Annotated in this window: 23 protein-coding genes; 2 read left to right on the top strand and 21 right to left on the bottom strand. The window is 67.9% G+C overall.

The features are described 5' to 3' along the window. Nucleotides 1-26 precede the first annotated feature (26 nt). Nucleotides 27-260: a hypothetical protein gene (locus J2853_RS12125; protein ID WP_307557377.1), complete on the top strand. Its 234-nt coding sequence runs from the start codon at nt 27-29 to the stop codon at nt 258-260. Here J2853_RS12125 and J2853_RS12130 read toward each other — a convergent pair. The 16 genes from J2853_RS12130 to J2853_RS12205 form a co-directional block, all read right to left on the bottom strand. Next, nucleotides 232-966, bottom strand: a complete 735-nt coding sequence (locus J2853_RS12130; RefSeq protein WP_307557379.1) for a methyltransferase domain-containing protein — start codon at nt 964-966, stop codon at nt 232-234. The genes J2853_RS12125 and J2853_RS12130 overlap by 29 nt on opposite strands. After that, a complete protein-coding gene (locus J2853_RS12135) occupies nt 963-2,375 on the bottom strand; it encodes an asparagine synthetase B family protein (protein WP_307557381.1) in 1,413 nt (470 codons plus the stop codon). The genes J2853_RS12130 and J2853_RS12135 overlap by 4 nt, the downstream gene beginning before the upstream one ends. Then, entirely contained in the window at nt 2,363-3,460 is a 1,098-nt protein-coding gene (locus tag J2853_RS12140) for a DNA cytosine methyltransferase (RefSeq protein WP_307557383.1), read from the bottom strand. Before J2853_RS12140 ends, J2853_RS12135 begins: the two co-directional genes overlap by 13 nt. Next, nucleotides 3,457-4,077, bottom strand: coding sequence for a ParB N-terminal domain-containing protein (locus J2853_RS12145; protein ID WP_307557385.1), 621 nt, complete (start codon nt 4,075-4,077; stop codon nt 3,457-3,459). The genes J2853_RS12140 and J2853_RS12145 overlap by 4 nt, the downstream gene beginning before the upstream one ends. After that, nucleotides 4,077-4,442: a RyR domain-containing protein gene (locus J2853_RS12150; protein WP_307557387.1), complete on the bottom strand. Its 366-nt coding sequence runs from the start codon at nt 4,440-4,442 to the stop codon at nt 4,077-4,079. The genes J2853_RS12145 and J2853_RS12150 overlap by 1 nt, the downstream gene beginning before the upstream one ends. A gap of 5 nt (nt 4,443-4,447) precedes the next feature. Beyond that, a complete protein-coding gene (locus J2853_RS12155) occupies nt 4,448-5,503 on the bottom strand; it encodes a hypothetical protein (RefSeq protein ID WP_307557389.1) in 1,056 nt (351 codons plus the stop codon). Nucleotides 5,504-5,845: 342 nt separating this feature from the next. Beyond that, nucleotides 5,846-6,448 carry a hypothetical protein gene (locus J2853_RS12160; RefSeq protein WP_307557391.1) on the bottom strand — a complete coding sequence of 201 codons (603 nt, stop codon included), beginning with the start codon at nt 6,446-6,448 and terminating at the stop codon, nt 5,846-5,848. A gap of 62 nt (nt 6,449-6,510) precedes the next feature. Further along, on the bottom strand, nt 6,511-7,500 hold the full coding sequence (locus tag J2853_RS12165) for a tyrosine-type recombinase/integrase (protein ID WP_307557393.1): 990 nt from the start codon (nt 7,498-7,500) through the stop codon (nt 6,511-6,513). After that, nucleotides 7,497-7,823 (bottom strand): hypothetical protein, encoded by a 327-nt coding sequence (locus tag J2853_RS12170; RefSeq protein ID WP_307557395.1) that lies wholly within the window; start codon nt 7,821-7,823, stop codon nt 7,497-7,499. The genes J2853_RS12165 and J2853_RS12170 overlap by 4 nt, the downstream gene beginning before the upstream one ends. Beyond that, entirely contained in the window at nt 7,820-8,131 is a 312-nt protein-coding gene (locus tag J2853_RS12175) for a hypothetical protein (protein ID WP_307557397.1), read from the bottom strand. Before J2853_RS12175 ends, J2853_RS12170 begins: the two co-directional genes overlap by 4 nt. Next, the gene (locus J2853_RS12180) at nt 8,128-8,589 is read right to left on the bottom strand and encodes a hypothetical protein (RefSeq protein ID WP_307557399.1); all 462 of its coding nucleotides are present in this window, start codon (nt 8,587-8,589) and stop codon (nt 8,128-8,130) included. Before J2853_RS12180 ends, J2853_RS12175 begins: the two co-directional genes overlap by 4 nt. Continuing rightward, nucleotides 8,589-9,107 carry a hypothetical protein gene (locus tag J2853_RS12185; RefSeq protein ID WP_307557401.1) on the bottom strand — a complete coding sequence of 173 codons (519 nt, stop codon included), beginning with the start codon at nt 9,105-9,107 and terminating at the stop codon, nt 8,589-8,591. Before J2853_RS12185 ends, J2853_RS12180 begins: the two co-directional genes overlap by 1 nt. A 60-nt stretch (nt 9,108-9,167) precedes the next feature. Further along, on the bottom strand, nt 9,168-9,884 hold the full coding sequence (locus J2853_RS12190; protein ID WP_307557402.1) for a hypothetical protein: 717 nt from the start codon (nt 9,882-9,884) through the stop codon (nt 9,168-9,170). A gap of 247 nt (nt 9,885-10,131) precedes the next feature. Further along, entirely contained in the window at nt 10,132-10,446 is a 315-nt protein-coding gene (locus J2853_RS12195) for a hypothetical protein (protein WP_307557404.1), read from the bottom strand. 485 nt (nt 10,447-10,931) lie between these two features. Then, on the bottom strand, nt 10,932-11,333 hold the full coding sequence (locus J2853_RS12200; protein WP_307557406.1) for a hypothetical protein: 402 nt from the start codon (nt 11,331-11,333) through the stop codon (nt 10,932-10,934). A 70-nt stretch (nt 11,334-11,403) separates the two neighbouring features. Continuing rightward, nucleotides 11,404-12,057 carry a hypothetical protein gene (locus J2853_RS12205; RefSeq protein WP_307557407.1) on the bottom strand — a complete coding sequence of 218 codons (654 nt, stop codon included), beginning with the start codon at nt 12,055-12,057 and terminating at the stop codon, nt 11,404-11,406. Between the two features lie 465 nt (nt 12,058-12,522). Here J2853_RS12205 and J2853_RS12210 point away from each other — a divergent pair, with 465 nt between their 5' ends. Continuing rightward, entirely contained in the window at nt 12,523-12,936 is a 414-nt protein-coding gene (locus tag J2853_RS12210; protein ID WP_307557410.1) for a hypothetical protein, read from the top strand. A 501-nt stretch (nt 12,937-13,437) separates the two neighbouring features. Here J2853_RS12210 and J2853_RS12215 read toward each other — a convergent pair. The 5 genes from J2853_RS12215 to J2853_RS12235 all read right to left on the bottom strand — a co-directional run bounded on the left by J2853_RS12215 (nt 13,438) and on the right by J2853_RS12235 (nt 15,699). Beyond that, the gene (locus tag J2853_RS12215; RefSeq protein ID WP_307557411.1) at nt 13,438-13,737 is read right to left on the bottom strand and encodes a hypothetical protein; all 300 of its coding nucleotides are present in this window, start codon (nt 13,735-13,737) and stop codon (nt 13,438-13,440) included. Nucleotides 13,738-14,005: 268 nt separating this feature from the next. Beyond that, entirely contained in the window at nt 14,006-14,392 is a 387-nt protein-coding gene (locus J2853_RS12220) for a helix-turn-helix domain-containing protein (RefSeq protein ID WP_307557413.1), read from the bottom strand. 44 nt (nt 14,393-14,436) lie between these two features. Next, nucleotides 14,437-14,841: a hypothetical protein gene (locus J2853_RS12225; protein ID WP_307557415.1), complete on the bottom strand. Its 405-nt coding sequence runs from the start codon at nt 14,839-14,841 to the stop codon at nt 14,437-14,439. 20 nt (nt 14,842-14,861) lie between these two features. Continuing rightward, nucleotides 14,862-15,413, bottom strand: a complete 552-nt coding sequence (locus tag J2853_RS12230) for a J domain-containing protein (protein WP_370879235.1) — start codon at nt 15,411-15,413, stop codon at nt 14,862-14,864. Nucleotides 15,414-15,420: 7 nt separating this feature from the next. Then, nucleotides 15,421-15,699 carry a hypothetical protein gene (locus J2853_RS12235; RefSeq protein ID WP_307557417.1) on the bottom strand — a complete coding sequence of 93 codons (279 nt, stop codon included), beginning with the start codon at nt 15,697-15,699 and terminating at the stop codon, nt 15,421-15,423. Nucleotides 15,700-15,716: the final 17 nt, after the last annotated feature.

Consider the following 15,716-nt stretch of genomic DNA (forward strand, 5'->3'; position numbering starts at 1 on the left):
CCCCTCTGGTGCGAGACAATGGCCGCATGCGCCCGGTTACGATCATCGCCACCCGCCACGGCGGCCGGTACGAAGGCGGCCTGTGGGCCGCGTTCCCGCGAGAGCCGTGGGACATCCCGCAGGACGCCTACGGCGGCGACCGCATCGCCTACGACTGGTGGAGCTCCAACACGAGCCCGGTCGGAGTCGGGGACACACCCGACGAGGCGCTCGCCGACCTGGAACGCAAGCTCACTGAGCAGCCGCGAACGCCCCAATGACCGCCCAGGAATGCCAGCGGAACAGCACCTCCGGCGCGTGCCAGCCCGCCATGGTGATCGCCTGCATCGTCGCGGCCTGCGGGTAAGGCCGAAGCACACCACGCAGCGCGCGGGCCTTCGCGCGGATCGCCGAGTCGGTGATCCCGTGCTCGGCCTTGTAGTCGTGCGCCACGTCGGTGCCGATCTCAGCCCACCGGGAGTCAACCGGCCGGATCTTCTCCGCGACGATCAGCGCGCCCGTCTCGTTCGAGTGCGCGCAGGCCAGGCGCAGCGCGTCCAGCCGGTCCTTCCAGGAGAGGAACTGCAGCGTGAACAGGGCGAGCGTCAGGTCCGCGTTCGCGTGCGCGAGCGGCGCTTCCTGGATGCGGGCCGCGCTGAGCGTGATGTCGTGCTCGCCGAGGTTCCGCAGCTCGATCGCGGCTTTGTCGAGCATCGCGGGCTGCTCGTCGTACAGCGCGAACCGGATACCGCGGCCCGGGTGCCGCTTGATGATCCGCTGGGCCGTGATGCCGGTCGACGCCCCGAGGTCCGCGACCAGGCCGCCGGCCGGGACGAGCCAGTCAGTGGTCTCGGCGACCAGGTCCTGAATCACGTCGTAGTGCGGCACGGACGCGCGCACGTGGTCGTCGAACACCTCGACCACGTTGCTGGTGAACTCCCACCCGCCAGCGTTGAACTGATGGGCGATGTCGCTGTCTTCGGTCATGGTTCGCTCCGGACGACGCGCCGGTACTCGGCCCGGTAGAACCGGCCCGGGTCGTGCAGCACTTGGGTGATCGCGGTCTTCAAGCCGAGTCCGTCCTGGAACGCGACCTTCGGGCGGCGGACCACCGAGTCGGGCAGCAGCCCGGCGTAGGCGTGCTGCAGGACGGCTTTCGGGTGGGCCTTGCCGTCCGCGACCGCGTGTCTGGGCAGGCTCAGCGCGAGGTCGACAAGGTCGGGGTCGCAGAACGGCAGGCGCCCTTCCACGCTCGACGCCATGAAGGTCTTGTTGACGCGGGGGAAGTTCTTCCGCGCCTGCGTGGCCATCAGGTCACGCCGGTAGACGTGCCAGTCGGTCGTCTGCAGGGCGTGGTACGCGAAGCCGTAGGACGCCCACAGCTCGTCGGACCCCTCACCGGAGTAGGTGACCTTGAAGCCGTCGCCGCGCATCGCGTCGGCCAGGCGCAAGCACGCCCACCCGATCTCTACCTGCGCCTTGTACGGCATTTCGATCACGGACACCACCCGGGCCAGGTCCGATGCGGTGGGCACCGGGATGTCGACTTCCACCAGCTCGATGCCGAGCTGCTCGGCGGTCTCGCGCGCGCACCGCAGATCCCTGGATTTCGGGTCAAGGCGGGCGGTGTACGCGACCAGGCCCGGCCGGTGCTGGACCAGCTCGTAGGTGATCGCGGCCGAGTCGATCCCGCCGGACAGCAGCGAACACACGGGCACGTCCGAGATCAGGCGCCGCCGTACGGCCCGCGCCAGGGACGATTTCAGCGCGGCACTTGCCTTCGCGAGGGTCGACGCCGCCGGCGCGCACCCCTGCTTGTGGTAGCGCGTCCACGCGATGCCCTTACGGCTGATCGCCGCCCAGCACCCCGCGGGGACGTCGGCGACGCTGTTCTCCGTCACCGGCCGACCCATCGCGGTGAACGCTTTCAGCTCGGACGCCACCGCGACCGGCTGCGCCAGGTGCAGGTGAAACGGGATCTCCCCGTGCCGGTCACGCGCGACGTGAAGCACGCCCGGCCGCCGCTCGTCGGCCCACGCGACGGCGAACATGCCGTTGACCATGGGGAGCGCCGTGTCCGGGCCGAGGACGTTCAGCGCGGCCGCGAGGACCTCCGTGTCGCCGGTCGTCTTCCACTCCCGGCCCGGGTCGGCCCGCTCGACCGCCAGCCGCAGGTCAGCAGAGTTATATATCTCGCCGTTGTACGCGATCGTCACCGGGCCGTCGCGGAACGGCTGGTCGGATCGGCCGCCGGGGTCCTGAATCGCGAGCCGCGTGTGCGCGAGCGTCACGCCCGCCACGGTGACGACTGCCGCCGCGTCCGGCCCACGGTGGGAGAGCCGGGCGGCGGCCAGCGCGAGGTTCGCTTTCCCGAGGATCGCCGCTACTCCGCACATGGTGTCTCCGCGTCCCGCAGCGGAATGAGGATCTTGTCTCGGATTGTCCCGGCGATCCTGGCCATCATCGGCGGCGGCACCGCGCGCCCGATCCGCTCCCAGCGGCGCGCGTAGTTCCCGGTGAGCACGAAGTCGTCGGGGAACCCGCCGATCCTGCGCAGTTCCGGGATCGTCAGGTAACGCGGGTGGGTCGGGTGCGTGAGCGCGGCCGTGCCCTTCGTTCCGGCTCTGGCCACGATGACCGGGGACGCCTGGTCGAAGCTGAGCCGCTTCAAGTTCAGCCTCGCCGGGTGGCCTTCGCCCGGCCTGAGCTGCCGCCACAGCCGCTCGATCGAGTAGCCCCGGATGGTGATCGGGTAGCCCGTCTCCGGGTCGTTGTCCAGGTCGTTGAACGCCCCCGGCAGGTCCCCGACCGCATCCCGGACGGTGTAGTAATGCGGCTCCGGAGCAGGGTGGACAGGCTCCACGCCCAGGTCGTTACGGACCCCGACGAAGATGATCCGCTGCCGTCTCTGCGGGACGCCGAGCCACTGCGCTTCGAGCAGCCGGGCCGTCACCCGGTAACCAGCCTCGCGCAGCGTCTTCAGGATCCGCTTGAAGTAGCCCTTCGCCGTCCCCTGGACCAGGCCCGCGACGTTCTCCGCGACGAACGTGCGCGGCTGCAGGTCCCGCAGCAGGCGAGCGAACTCGAAGAACAGGTCGTCCGTGCGCTGCTGGGTGTCGGAGTACTGCTTGACCGTGCCCCACCCGGCCTCGCGCTTACCCGACGTGGAGAACGACGCGCACGGCGGCGACCCATCCACCAGGTCGATCTCGCCGACGCCCAGGCCCGTCGCGGCCAGGATCTCAGCCGCAGTCACCTTCCGGATGTCGCGGGTGTCGAGGACCGTGTACGGCGCCGCGTTCGCCTTGTACGTCTCGGCGGCCGCGGGGATGAACTCCGACGCCCACAGCACCCGGAATCCGGCCATTCGGTAGCCGAGCGATGAGCCGCCGCACCCGGAGAACGTCGAGATCGCGTTGAAGCCGTTCCATGGGGTGGCGGCGATCTCCGCCATCGACGGGATCCGGTACAGCGGCTTCACTTGGGCTTCCCGCTCCATTCGTAGCTGCACGAGGGACAGCGGAAGTCCACGTCGATCGCCTCGTCGAACTCGCGGAACCCCGAAGGTGCCTGCGCCTGCGGCATGGCCTCGTCGTCGTCATCGGCGTCGTGGGCCGGGCCCATGTCTCCGGCCAGCGCCGCTCCCAGCGCCGCGTCCAGGTCCGCCAGGTCGTCGGCCGTGTAGCCGGTGACGACGAGCAGTCCCGCGTCGGCCTCCTGGATGGTGAGCAGGGACTCAGCCAGCATGGCCTCGTCCCAGCCGCCTTTCTCGCTGGTCCGGTTGTTCGCGATGAGGTACGCCTCGGCGTCCGCGTCGGACCGCGAGGACCAGCCACGTACGATCGGCACCAGCCACGTGCCGTCCTCGGCCAGGCGCACCCCCTCGGGAGGGGTTGAGCCGCTGTCGACCATCGCCGTCAGGACCTCTTTGCGGCCATGGCCGACGACCAGCCGGCCGGTGCGTTCATCGATCTCTCCGGCGACGACGCAGCCGAACGTCTCGATCGAGGCGCGGATCGCGGCCAAGTCGTGGTCCTTGGCGTTCCGCGCCGCTGCCGGGAGGTCCAGGAGCGGCATGTACTCGATGTGGCGCTGCATCACACCTCCGCCCGGGGGCTGTCGGTCGTGGACATGGCGCGGACGATCGCATAGAACATGTGATCTTTGATCCGCTGCTCGTCGGGCAGGTCCTCGTACGGCACGAGGCAGGGGTGCGTCTTGGTGTTGGCGTTCTTGTACCGGCCGTACGTCCACCCATCGGCGCGCTTCGTGTCGCACCACGTCTCATGGAGCTCCTGCGGTGTGGCACCGGCCAGAGCGGCTTCGACGCCCTGGATGACCGGGGAGGTCTGCCAGTCGGGGGCCTGGTCCCAGTGCGGTGACGGCTTCTCACCTGCCGCGATCTGCAGGACGCGGTTCGCCTCGTGGCACACGCGGGCGATCGTCTCTGGGTATGCCTTCATGGCGCTCATCGGTCGCTGCCTTCCTCGGCCGGGCTGTAGTCGTACCGGACGCGCTGCTCGGCCACCGAGGCGCAGAGCTGGATGCAGGCGTCTGCGATCCACAGGCCGTTCGTCACGGCGCGGTCGGTTACCTTGACGGAGCCCCCGGTGATGCCGCCCTTGCCGGGCTGCACGGGGACCGGCCGGTCGGACTCCCATTCCACGGACCACGACATGACCGGGCGCCGGGACTTCGGGCGGCCGAATCGCTGCCGCTTCAGCTGTAGCCGCATCTGGTACTCGCCGCCGCCGCCGGGCATCCGCACCCGCGCGAACTCGGGGCCGGCGGCGTCCTCGTAGGAGTAGCGCTTCGGCCCGAACAGCCGCTCCACCAGGTCGAGGTTCAGGGAGCCGTCCTGCCAGCGGAGTGTGTCCCGCGACCAGGAGTTCCGTTTGGCCCAGATCTTCCAGGAGAGCCGCCAGCCGTCGAGGCTCAGGCCGATGACCCGCGACTCATACCCGGTCGGGATCAGGCGGCGCTGCAACCAGGTGCCGAACCGCTCGGTGTGCAGGTAGATGGCGCCCAGCGGCATGATCCGCAGGTGCGCGGCCAGCGTCTGCTCGCTGCCCGCGTTGCCGACCTTCACCTCGACGGAGAACACGCCGAACGTTTTGCCAACGAGCAGCTCGCCGCCAAGCGTGCCAGTCGGGCGCTTCGGCCACGCTCCCGGCAGGCTGTGGCCGGTGCGGAGGCGGTTCATGGCCTTCTGCACCAGCTCGGTGGTGAGGACGTGCCGCTCCCCCTGGTCGAACTCGCCGTCGTAACGTTGGCCGACAGCCCAGGCGTCCGGGTCAAGGTTGCCCTGCGGGTCGGGCCGGACTCCGCACCGGTCGCATGCCACCCAGCGGCGCGCGTCGAGGCCTCGCGCGTGGGGGCCGTACCCGTCGACGACCGGCCGGTGGCCACGGGGTCGGCACCACAGCATGAGCCGGGGCACGTCTTGGAGCCAGAAGCCGCGGTGGGCCAGGACGCCGGGTTTGCGGCCGTCCTGCTTGGCGTGGTCGGAGGTGTGCCAGTACATGAGGGAGCTCCGAGGGGTGGAGGGTGGTGACCCAGCCCGGCGCGTTGTCCGCGCTACCCCCATAACGCAGTGACGCGCCGGGCCGGGGGCATGAGGAAGGCCCCGGACCGTGATGGTTCCGGGGCCTTCTGAGTTTTGAGCGTCTGAGAGCGTCTCTAAGCAAGATCAACGCTGGGGGATCGGGAGAGCACGCGGAGGGTTGAGAACGTCCGTCACGCGCGGGCTCAGAGACGCATACGTGCAGTCATGCAAGCACTTTGGCATGCGTGTTCTACTCTGGCGGACAGCATATGCACTGTTGTCAAGTCACCGCAAGCAGGCGTCCATCACTGGGCGTGTTGCTTACCGTTCGGCTTGGCCGTTAAGCCACCACTTGCCGCCGGGAGTCTTCGGGGGGAAGGCGACGTTGACCACGAAATCGTCGTCCACGATGAGATAGCCAAGCGCGTGCAGCTCATGGAGAGCCATCGCCGCTCCCTCGTCCGTCATCGGCATGCTGTCCTCGGGCATCTCGTCCGGGCGGAGCCGTCGCAGTTCCTCCTGGGTGTCAGGACTGGACACGCCAGCGGCCATCTCGATCAGCGGCACATCCTGGTAGGAGCCAGGCTCGCCCGGAACAGCCATGTGGATGACACCCTCCTGAATCTGCTGGTCAAGGAACACTGCAGCCTTGGGCACCACGCCGTGATAGCGCGGGCCGAGCCGAACGAACGCATCGGCGAGGTCCTTGGCAGTGTCGTCGAGCCGGTCGTCGAAACGGGCCGAGTGCACGATCGCGTCCTTGGCGTAGTCGCCGACGTGAAACCACTCCTCGTACAGCTTGAACGGCGGCTGCAGGCGCTGGAGCGGCGACAAGCTCTGCAGCTTCCTCGCCTGGCGCTGAGCGCGCTGCCGTTCGAGCTGCTTGTCGCGAGCGGACCGGTTCTTCTTCGGCTTGCTGGCCACCTCAAGCTCCTTGCATATCGGGGAAAGTCATGGTCTCAGGTTCCGTCTGTTCGGGAGGGGACTTACATTCCGATCCCCGCCGTGGCGTTGTCCGCCCACTGGTCGACGATCCGCAGGTACTCGTGCAGCGCAGTCGAGTTCGGCGCCCATCCGCCCTGCTCGGCGATCGTCCGGTAGTCGTGCTTCGCCTCCCGCGCCGCCGTGGCGAGGCCGGCGCGCATGCTGTGCCCGGTGATGCCCACCAAGCCCACCGCCTCGGCCGCGCCTGCGATGGCGATCCCGATGCCCTGCGCGCTGATCGGACCCATCATCTTGTGCCGGTTGAAGCGCTGGAACGCGGGCCCGTCTGGGTCGAGGTCCGAGGCCGCCGCCCACGCCTGCCAGGCGCGCTGCGCGCACGTCCACTCGTTCTCGCCCTTCTTGATCGCAGGTGATCGGGCGCCGGTCTTGCCGTACCGGGCGAACACCTGCAGGCCCTTCTCCGTCACGACCACGTCGCGCGTACGGAGGTTCGCCAGCTCCGACCGGCGCGCCGCCATACCGAAGCCGACCGTGAGGATCGCCCGGTCGCGCAGGCCCTTCAGGGTGTCCGGCAGCGCCTTCGACATCATGCGGAGCTGCATCATCGTCAGCGCGGGAGCCTTACCGCGGCCGCGTTCCTCGCCCGCCTCGGCCAGCATCCGCACGAGGGCGTCGATCGCCTTCTTCGCCTTCTTCGGGCCGTTCGGGTGTACGTCAACCCCGCGCTCACGCAGGCACACCGCCGCGCCGTACATGTTCCGCTGGATGGTCGACGGAGCCGCGCCCTCCTTGCCCCTCCAGATCACGAACCCGAAGAACGCGCCCGGTGTGCCGGCCTCCAGCGGGATGCCCACGTCGGCGATGTACCGCTCCCAGACCCTCCAGTCGCTCGCGTAGCTGCGCAGCGTGTTCTCGCTGCGGGGCTCGAACTCCTCCGCCAGCTCGTCGAGCTCGACGAGCCGGGCCCAGCGGGCGGCGTCCTCGGCGGACACCAGCTCGCCACCGCCTTGGAGCTCCAGCTCCCCGGTCACTCGGCACCTTCCCGCAGCTTCCACCCCTGATCATCGCGGTCCCACACGAACAGCCCCGCCTCGATCAAGCGGTAGATCTCACTCTTGGCCAAGCCGTACCGCTCGGTCGCGATGTCGGTATCCCACCGGCCTTTCCAGATGGCAGGCCGGTCCGCCTTCCGGCCCTCCTCGCAGCCGATGCCCTCCAAGCAGTCGTAGCGCTGAGTCCCGCAGTACGGGCATCGCGCCACATCGCAGCGCAGATCATGGCCCTGGCCAGGCGCGACAGCGCAGTCACCGCACAAGGAGCTGATGTCGTCTGGCACCTTCGCCTCACCGGTCACGTCGCTGCCTCCTCGTCGATGAACATCCCCTCGGCGCGCTCGACCATCAGGGTCAGGTTCGTCGGACCTGATGGGCCCTGGCCGGATGGCCAATACATCGACCCGGGCGCCGGATAGGACCACTCCCGGTTCACGACCCGGAACAGCTCCGTACCCACCCCGACCAGGTCCCCGATCTGGGGCGGCATCGTCGTGGGCAGGCCCTCTCCGGGCGGAAACTGCTGGTTGAGATTGGTGTACTGGAAGCCGCCGCGCTGGCCGGGTTCACGCAGGTAGAAGGTGCACCGGGCGACCGTGAAGGCTTTCACTTCCCCGTCTCCTCGTCGTCGACCAGCTTGGCCAGAGCCTCCAGGAACTCCTCCGGTGTGCGCAGGTGCTCCTCCGGGGTCATGTCCACGAAGAACTCCCGGTACAGCAGTTCAGCCGCACGCCACACCACGTCGTCGTCCCGGCCCGCGTCCCACCACTGGCGCAGGATGCTCTCCGAGCCCGTATACGACACGTCGTAGAAGCACTGGCCGCCCGGGACGTACTCGCACGGGGTCTCGCGCGGCTCCTGGCCGACCTGGTAGGGGAACGGGGCGTGGTAGGCGAGACCGCCGCCGTGCCAACCGCCGGTCTCCTGCCAGAGGAGGGGAGCATTCTCCGGGGGCCGCATGAACAGCACCTCGATCGTGCCGTGCTCCCCCGTCAGCAGGTAGTGCACCAGGCTGGAGCGTTCGCCCTCGGCCTGGTCGTCGACAATCTTCCGGGTGAAGTCGCTCATCAGGCACCGGCCTCAGACTCGGCGGAGCGAGGCGTCCACTGGACCTCCCAGACGCGATACACCTCGACGCCGCGCTCCTCCAGCAGCCGCCAGATCTCCGCCTCCCGTCCCACGGGGATACGCAGAGCTGCCTTCCACATCTTCCGATCGGGGGCGCGTTCGGAACGGTCTTGCTCGACGATGCGCCGGGCCTGGTTGGCGATGGCCCGCTGGGCCGCCTCGAACTCGTCGGCGATGACCCGCATGGCCGCTTCGTAACGGAAGATAGCGGTCTCGGTCTCGGGTGCCCACCCGGTGGGCAGGGTCAGCATCGAGCACCGACCGAGCCGGCTCAGCAGAGACAGCGCGGCGTGCGCGGCGCGCACCGTCTCCGGGTTGTCGTGCTCGACCCGGACACCGGTCTCTAGGTAGGTCAGCAGGTAGCCGCTGGGGTCGAGACCTCCTTCCAGCAGCGCTCTCCGGGTCGTTTCCAGTCCTGCGCCGTCGTAGTTGAAGCCATACATCGGCTTGTCGTTCATGGGGTTCTCCATGGGGTGGTGAGGGGAAGCCCCCGGCGCGTGGCCGGGGGGTGGAACTGGTCAGGGGGTGCGGACGACGTCCATCAGCTTCGCGATGGCGGCGATGCACGGGGCGTGGTCGTCCATCCCCTCGACCCTGGCGAGCCGGTCGTTCAGGTACCACTCCACGTCGTCGGGGGTGCGCTCCACGAGTTCGTGCTGTTCGAGGCAGGACCGCGAGGGCACGCCCATCCACAGCGCGTAGTAGTCGCTGCCGGAGTAGAGCTTGCCAGTGGCGTCGTCGCGCCACACTCCGGTGAGGTCGACCTCCTCGGCGTGGCAGGCGAAGTTGACCTGACCGAGGAGGGTCAAGCCGGGGAAGCCGGGGAGCTGGAGGGTGGCGGTGTCGGGCCTGGCGCTCACCTTGCGGACGGTGTCCATCAGCGCGGAGATGGCGTCAGCGAACGTCGCGCGGTCGTCGATCCACTCGGCACTGTTGAGCCGCTTGTCCAGGTGGGCCTGGAGCTCGTCGACGGTGCACGGGATGAGGTCCTCTCGGGTGAGGTCGTCATTCGGCACCGGCATCCACTCGGCGTCGCAGTCGTCGGCGTAGTAGAGCTTGCCGGTGTTGTCGTTGCGCCACACGCCGGTCACGTCGGCCTCATCGGTGCGGCAGGAGAAGCTGGCCTGACCGAGGAGCGTCAGGCCGGGGAACGTGGGGACGTTGAAGGAGTGCGCCGTCTCGGGGGCGGCGGTGAGGACGCAGGGGTCGAGGACGGGGCGGGGAGTCGCGGTCATGTTGCAAGCCGTTCTGCTAGCGGGTTGGTCAGTGCGTGTGAGCTGGGTGACTCACTCGCGATTTGTGATCTTGCGAATTACTTGATCACTACGTTGATTCTAACTCACGATAAGAGACATTATCGTGAGTTAGAGCGCAAGATCGCAGAAATCCGTGAGGTCTTTTCGCGCACACCGACCAACTCCCAACCAGCTCCCAGAAACCCCCAACGCTGGGAGTTGAGCCCCCGAGACTCAACCCTCAGCGCTACTCAACCCACTTCGCGACCTCCACCACCGTCCGCACCTCCAACGGCCGCAACAACATCACCGGCTCAACCTCGAACACCCGCGCCAACACCACCAGATCATCCACATCCACATGACGCATCCGCAGCGCGCCCGCATCCGCGGCGGCTTCCAGCTTCGTCACCGACACATCAGACAACCGGCGCCCCGCAGCGGCCATCCGCTCGCTCAACTCCTGCTGCGACCACCCACGCCCCCGGCGCAACAAACGCACATTCGCCGCAACCACCCGACCCACCGGCCCAACACCATTCACCGCACGCTTACCAGCCACCAGAACCCTCCTCACCAGACGCAAGCCCGAACGCTAGCGGCAACCGCGCACCAGGCCGGCCACGCCGACCACGCATCACCCGCTCCAACTCCAACAACTCCCGAACATTCACCAGACCCCCCGCCTCCCCCGGCCGACGAGCACGCGGCTCCCCCGACACCCGGTCAACCACCAGACACCGAAGATGACCACCAGCCACCCACCGGCCCACCGTCGAACGATCAACACCAGCACGACACGCAGCACCATCAAAATCCACCCACACACCCCACATCATCACCCCACAACCCCCCAAACAAACACACACCGACACACCACCACGGCAAAACGACACCACCACACACCCCCCAAAAGCCAGCCAAACAGCGACACACACCGGCCCCGGCCCCCCTCCCCCCGGGGGGGGTGGGGGGGTGCGTGATCCTGGGAACGCAAAAGCACCCGCTAGCACTATGGCTAGCGGGTGCGTTTGACCAGCTCAGAGACTAGCTGAGACCGGCGAGGAACTCTTTGACGATCTCGCGTCGGATCGTCTCCTCCGTGCTCAGCAGAATCTTGTGAAGGCGCTTTATCTCAGCCCTGTTAACGATCTCGATCGGGCCGTTAGGCACGCCACCTGCGATAAGCCGGTCCTGGGTGCACTCAGAGAGTGCGTGGGCGGCCTCGAAAGCTTCGACCAGCGGCGATGCGATCCCCTCCGAGTAGTAGCGCAGGGCGTGCTCAACGCCCTCGCAACTGACGTCGTGGTTAAGGATCACGACCGGCTTGTTAGCGCGGGTGATCGCGACCGCGACGCCGACGGGGATGGACAGGACGGCGAGGGTCAACGCGTACGCCTCGGAAGCTTCGATGATGAGCTGGTTGGTGGGGGTCGTGTTGCGGAACATGGATGGATCTCCTAGCTAGGTTGGTTGGGAGGGAAGCCGGGCGGCGCGGGTACGCCGCCCGGCGCGGTGGTTACTGCTGGGCCTTCTCCTGCTCAGCCTTCGCCTTCTCGAAGGCGGCGAGCATGGCCGACTGCGCGGTGATGTCCAAGCCGAGTTTCTTCGCGACCTCGATAGCTGCGACCAGGTCCTTAATCGTGTTCTCCATCAAGTCGCCCGCCGCCTTCTTCTCGGCAGCCTTGCGGGCTTCCTCACGCTGGGCCTTGATCTGCTCCATGGCGTCAGGCATGACGGCGGTGATGGCCTTGGTCAGGTCGGAGACGGTGACGCCCGCCGGGATCGCAAGCGGGCTCTTGTCGTCCACACCCAAGATCCACATGCCGTGGAACTGGCGGGTCGTGAAGCGCTTCGCCGCCTTGCCCGTGCCCTGGGTGTAGACGTAGGTCGCGGGGAAGTCGTCCCCCTCCGGAGCCTCGATAAGAGCCTCACCGATGAACGCGTCACCGTGCAGCTTGTTCTCAGCCTGGAGGCTGACGAGGGTGGCGATGCTGGGGCGCATCCCGCCGACAAAGGACCAGAAGGACGCCGTACCGCGCGCCGATCCGCCCTTGGGGGTCTCCGCCCTGGTCAGCCAGGCGAAGGTCGGGAGGAGGGCGGTCGCGAGCTCCAGAGAGAGCGTCAGCTTGACCTCGGCGGGGGCGGCGGCGGTGGTGGTGTTCTCGGTCATGATCTCCCCTTGAGGGGTAGGGGACCGCCCGCCCTGATGCGGGCGGTCCTGATTGGTTGGGCTGGTTAGGCGACTAGGGTTTCGTCGCCTTCGACGTCCCGCCGGGTAGCGGGCTTACGCTTGCGCTTTTGCTTGCGTGATGGGGCGTGCTTCGCTCCCCGCTTCACGACCCAGATGGCGGTTCCGATCGCCCCCAGTACGGCGAGTCCAGCCGCAGTGATCGCCAGACGGATGGGGGTATCCATCGCCGCAAGCTGAGCGGCTGTGGCATCCGTCGTGTTGATCTGTGGCGCAGCTTGCGGGATGCAGGCCACGCCGACCAGCGGAGGAGTCGCACACGCGGGGGTCGCCGCTGGGGCGAACACCGGGCTAGGCACCGGAGGTGACGGCACCGGAGGAGTCTGGACCGGAACCGCTGGGAGCGGCTGAGCGGACACGAAACTCACCGAGACCGAAGGTGACGGGGTGACTGTGGCGGTCGCCGTGGCGGTCGCCGTGGCCGTCCTGGTCGCCGTCGCCGTGGCCGTCACGGTCGCCGTGGCGGTCGCGGTCGCGGTCGCCGTGGCGGTCGCCGTGGCGGTCGCCGTCGCCGTCGCCGTCACCGTGGCCTTTTCGGTCACGGTCGCGGTCGCCGTGGGGTCGGCCGTCACGCACACCGTGCCTTCCGGCAAGGGGTCCGGGCAGGGTGCGGCGAGGGCAGGCACACCGGCGGCGACCGCGTACGACGCCGGGAGAAGTACCGCGCCCGTGATCAGGATGGCGGCAATCGCCGCAGCCGCCGCCCCCCGAACTTTCATCGTTTTGTTCATAGCTAAAGCTTACGCCCCATCAGGTTTCCTGACGACCCTTATGGCCCCTTTACGGATCACGATCATGTAACACCTGTTTTCCCAGGTCAGAAGGGGTGCGTGCCGTCGCGCCCGCGACCGCGCCCGAAGGTCGTCAGCGAGCCCAAGCCGCCTCGCGAGGGCACCGCCGACCTTGTGTCTTGGCTAACCGGTCATTTGCTGTGACTGGTGTTGGTGGTGTTGCTGCGTTTTCCCTTACGGATCCGTACGTGGCTCTCTGAGCGTTTCGGAGCGTGGCCCCCGTGTCTTTGGTCGGATCGGACGCGCGAGCGCTTTAGCTTGCGTCTGAGAGCGTTCTAGACGTGTTTCTGGCCCGTTTCTCGTGTCGCGTTGTTCGTGGGGAAGTGCTCAGCGACGAGGGGAGCGTCTGGGGTCCGCCTGGCTGTGCAGGCCCGGCAGTGGTCGCGGCCGGCGGTGTAGGTCCAGCCTCTGTCGAGAGCGGCTTGCTCTCGGGCGTGTACTGGGGACCTCGCGACGTAGTAGACGTGGGAGCCGCAGCGTGGGGTGTCGCAGCGGAGGCTGATGAGGCAGCTCATGTGTCGTCTCCGGGTCGGTGGCGGTTGAGGATTCGGTCGGCGTGGTCGCGCCAGGCGGCGAGCTGTTCGGGGGGCATGCGTTGGGCTTGGGAGGGGAGTTTCACGATGGCGTCGCGGACGCGGAGGCGTGGGCCGTCTTCGTCTCGTGCGGCGAGGACGGACTCGACGACGAGTCGGTGTGACCAGGGGCAGCCGACGAGCTCGCGGAGGACTTGGTCGATGTCCCAGTCTTCGCGCATTTCGACGAGGAGGGCGGCGAGGGCGCCGTAGGCGTAGCGGATGGCGGGCTGGGTCATGTCGTGGTCCTTCGTGCTTGCGTGAGCGCTTGCGTCATCTTCCGCGTTCTCCGGGCCGTGATCTTCCCCCTTCCACCTAAGCCACGTACGGAGAGATCTATGTGTATAGGGATAGATAGGGAAGCTTTTATAGGGATGGGCCCGGATCCTCGTCCGGGCATTCCGAGCGATTGCCCGGATCCTCGTCCGTGATTGCCCGGATTCTCATCCGGGCTTTCTGGCCGGTTTGGGGGGCTCGTGGACGAGTTATCCACAGCCCCCCGACCCTTTATTGCCCGGACGGTGATCCGGTCTTTCCCGGTGGTGGCAGCTCGTACGACGCCGGGAGGAACGGCAGGATGTAGTCGCTGGAGCGCCCCCGGACGGCGAACACTGGTTGCCCCCGGCTGTTCGTCGCGATCGGCACACGCACCTCCAGGCCCCGCAACGCGAGACGCCGGAACACCTTCGTCAACGAGTCGACCTCGACGCCGACCCGGGCGGCGATGACATCCGTCAGCGTCTTGCCGTCACCCTTGTACGCCCACATCTTCCGAGTCGTCTTATTGCACCGCTCCGCGATGATGAGCAGGACCAGGCGTTCGGCCCCTGTCAACCCTTCCGCTGCGGGCGTCTCCAACCAGGCGCACACCTCCCCGACCAGGCTTTCGGCCATCACTTCCCCCGTCGTCGTGCATAGGTCCCTTGAGGGAAGGGAGATCAGACCTGGTCATGACGGACCATCTCAGCCAGGACACGGTAGATGACTCTGGCCATGCCGTGCCGCAGCCACCGCCACGGCACCACCTCACGCAGCCCTTCCACGAGCGGGTCGTCAGCGGGGCGCTGCCGTCCCTGGCCGAGGTCGACCATGCGGTGTTCACCACCCGGGCCGAGGTTGACCGAGCGACGCATCAACGCCAACGCGATCCGGTGGCGTTCCACCGCGACCGCCTGACCGGCGACGACTCCGGCGACTCTGCCGAGCGCGTACCGGCGAGCCTGCTGCAGGTCGCCAGGGCTGCGCTTCATCCCCTGCATCAGCGCCATCTGATACACGCCGGCCAGCTCCTGCGCCTCGTCGACGAGGTCTTGCCCCGCGACGAGGGTGTCGTCATCTTCCATGTGGTCTCTCCTGATATGCGTTAACGACCTGGGCGTGGCGCCCGGCCGGTCAAGTCGTACGTTGCGCGTTTAGCGGGGTCCGACAGCGTCGTGTACGCCTCGGTGACCCCCTTGAAGCGTTCGGCCGCCGCCTCGTCACCGGGGTTGGCGTCCGGGTGAAGTTGGCGAGCGAGCCGCCGGTACGCCCGTTTGATGTCGTCGGGCGTCGCGGTGGTCGGCACGTCGAGCCGCGCGTAGAACTCCCCCGCCGCCGGCCTGGGCCGTGGCGGCCGCGGCGGCCGAGGAGGAGGCGCGGTCCTTCGTGGCGGGGGCTTGCATGTCGCGACGTGCGGCATCATCTGCCGTTCATGCCGCATCAGCGGACGCTCGTCGGTGATACGACGCGACCGGAGCGTCCCGGTCGCGTCGCACCACACCGCCGTGTTCCCCTTCGGGTCCTCCTTCAGGTTGACCGCGAAGTCCGCGTTGCCGGTCTGGGTCTTCGTCCACCAGACCTTCTTGTCGCAGAAGCGCCTACCTCTGCGGCCCTTCCTCGGGTCACCGCAGGAGCTCATGTGCACCTTGGAGAACACGGCTCGTCTACTCCTGCTCGGCCAACGACGCCGCCGTGCACGAAGCGCACAGATGCAGCATCAGAACCAACGGCCCCCTCGTCACGGCGCTACTGGACACGTCGCCGCGGTTGGCGCCGCACCGGTCGCACGTCGACCACGTCTCCGCCTCGGTGTACGCGTCGAAACAGGGCTGGCACCGCAGGAAGCCCATCTCCCGCAGCGTGCCGAACACCGGCTGAGGGTTCCGCAGGTGACCGCACTCTTGAGGGAATTGGTGGTAGGCGGTCGTGAAAACGTCCGACATGTGGTCCACCCACCCGC

This window comes from Streptosporangium lutulentum (genome assembly GCF_030811455.1).
In the GTDB taxonomy this organism is placed as follows: Bacteria; Actinomycetota; Actinomycetes; order Streptosporangiales; family Streptosporangiaceae; genus Streptosporangium; species Streptosporangium lutulentum.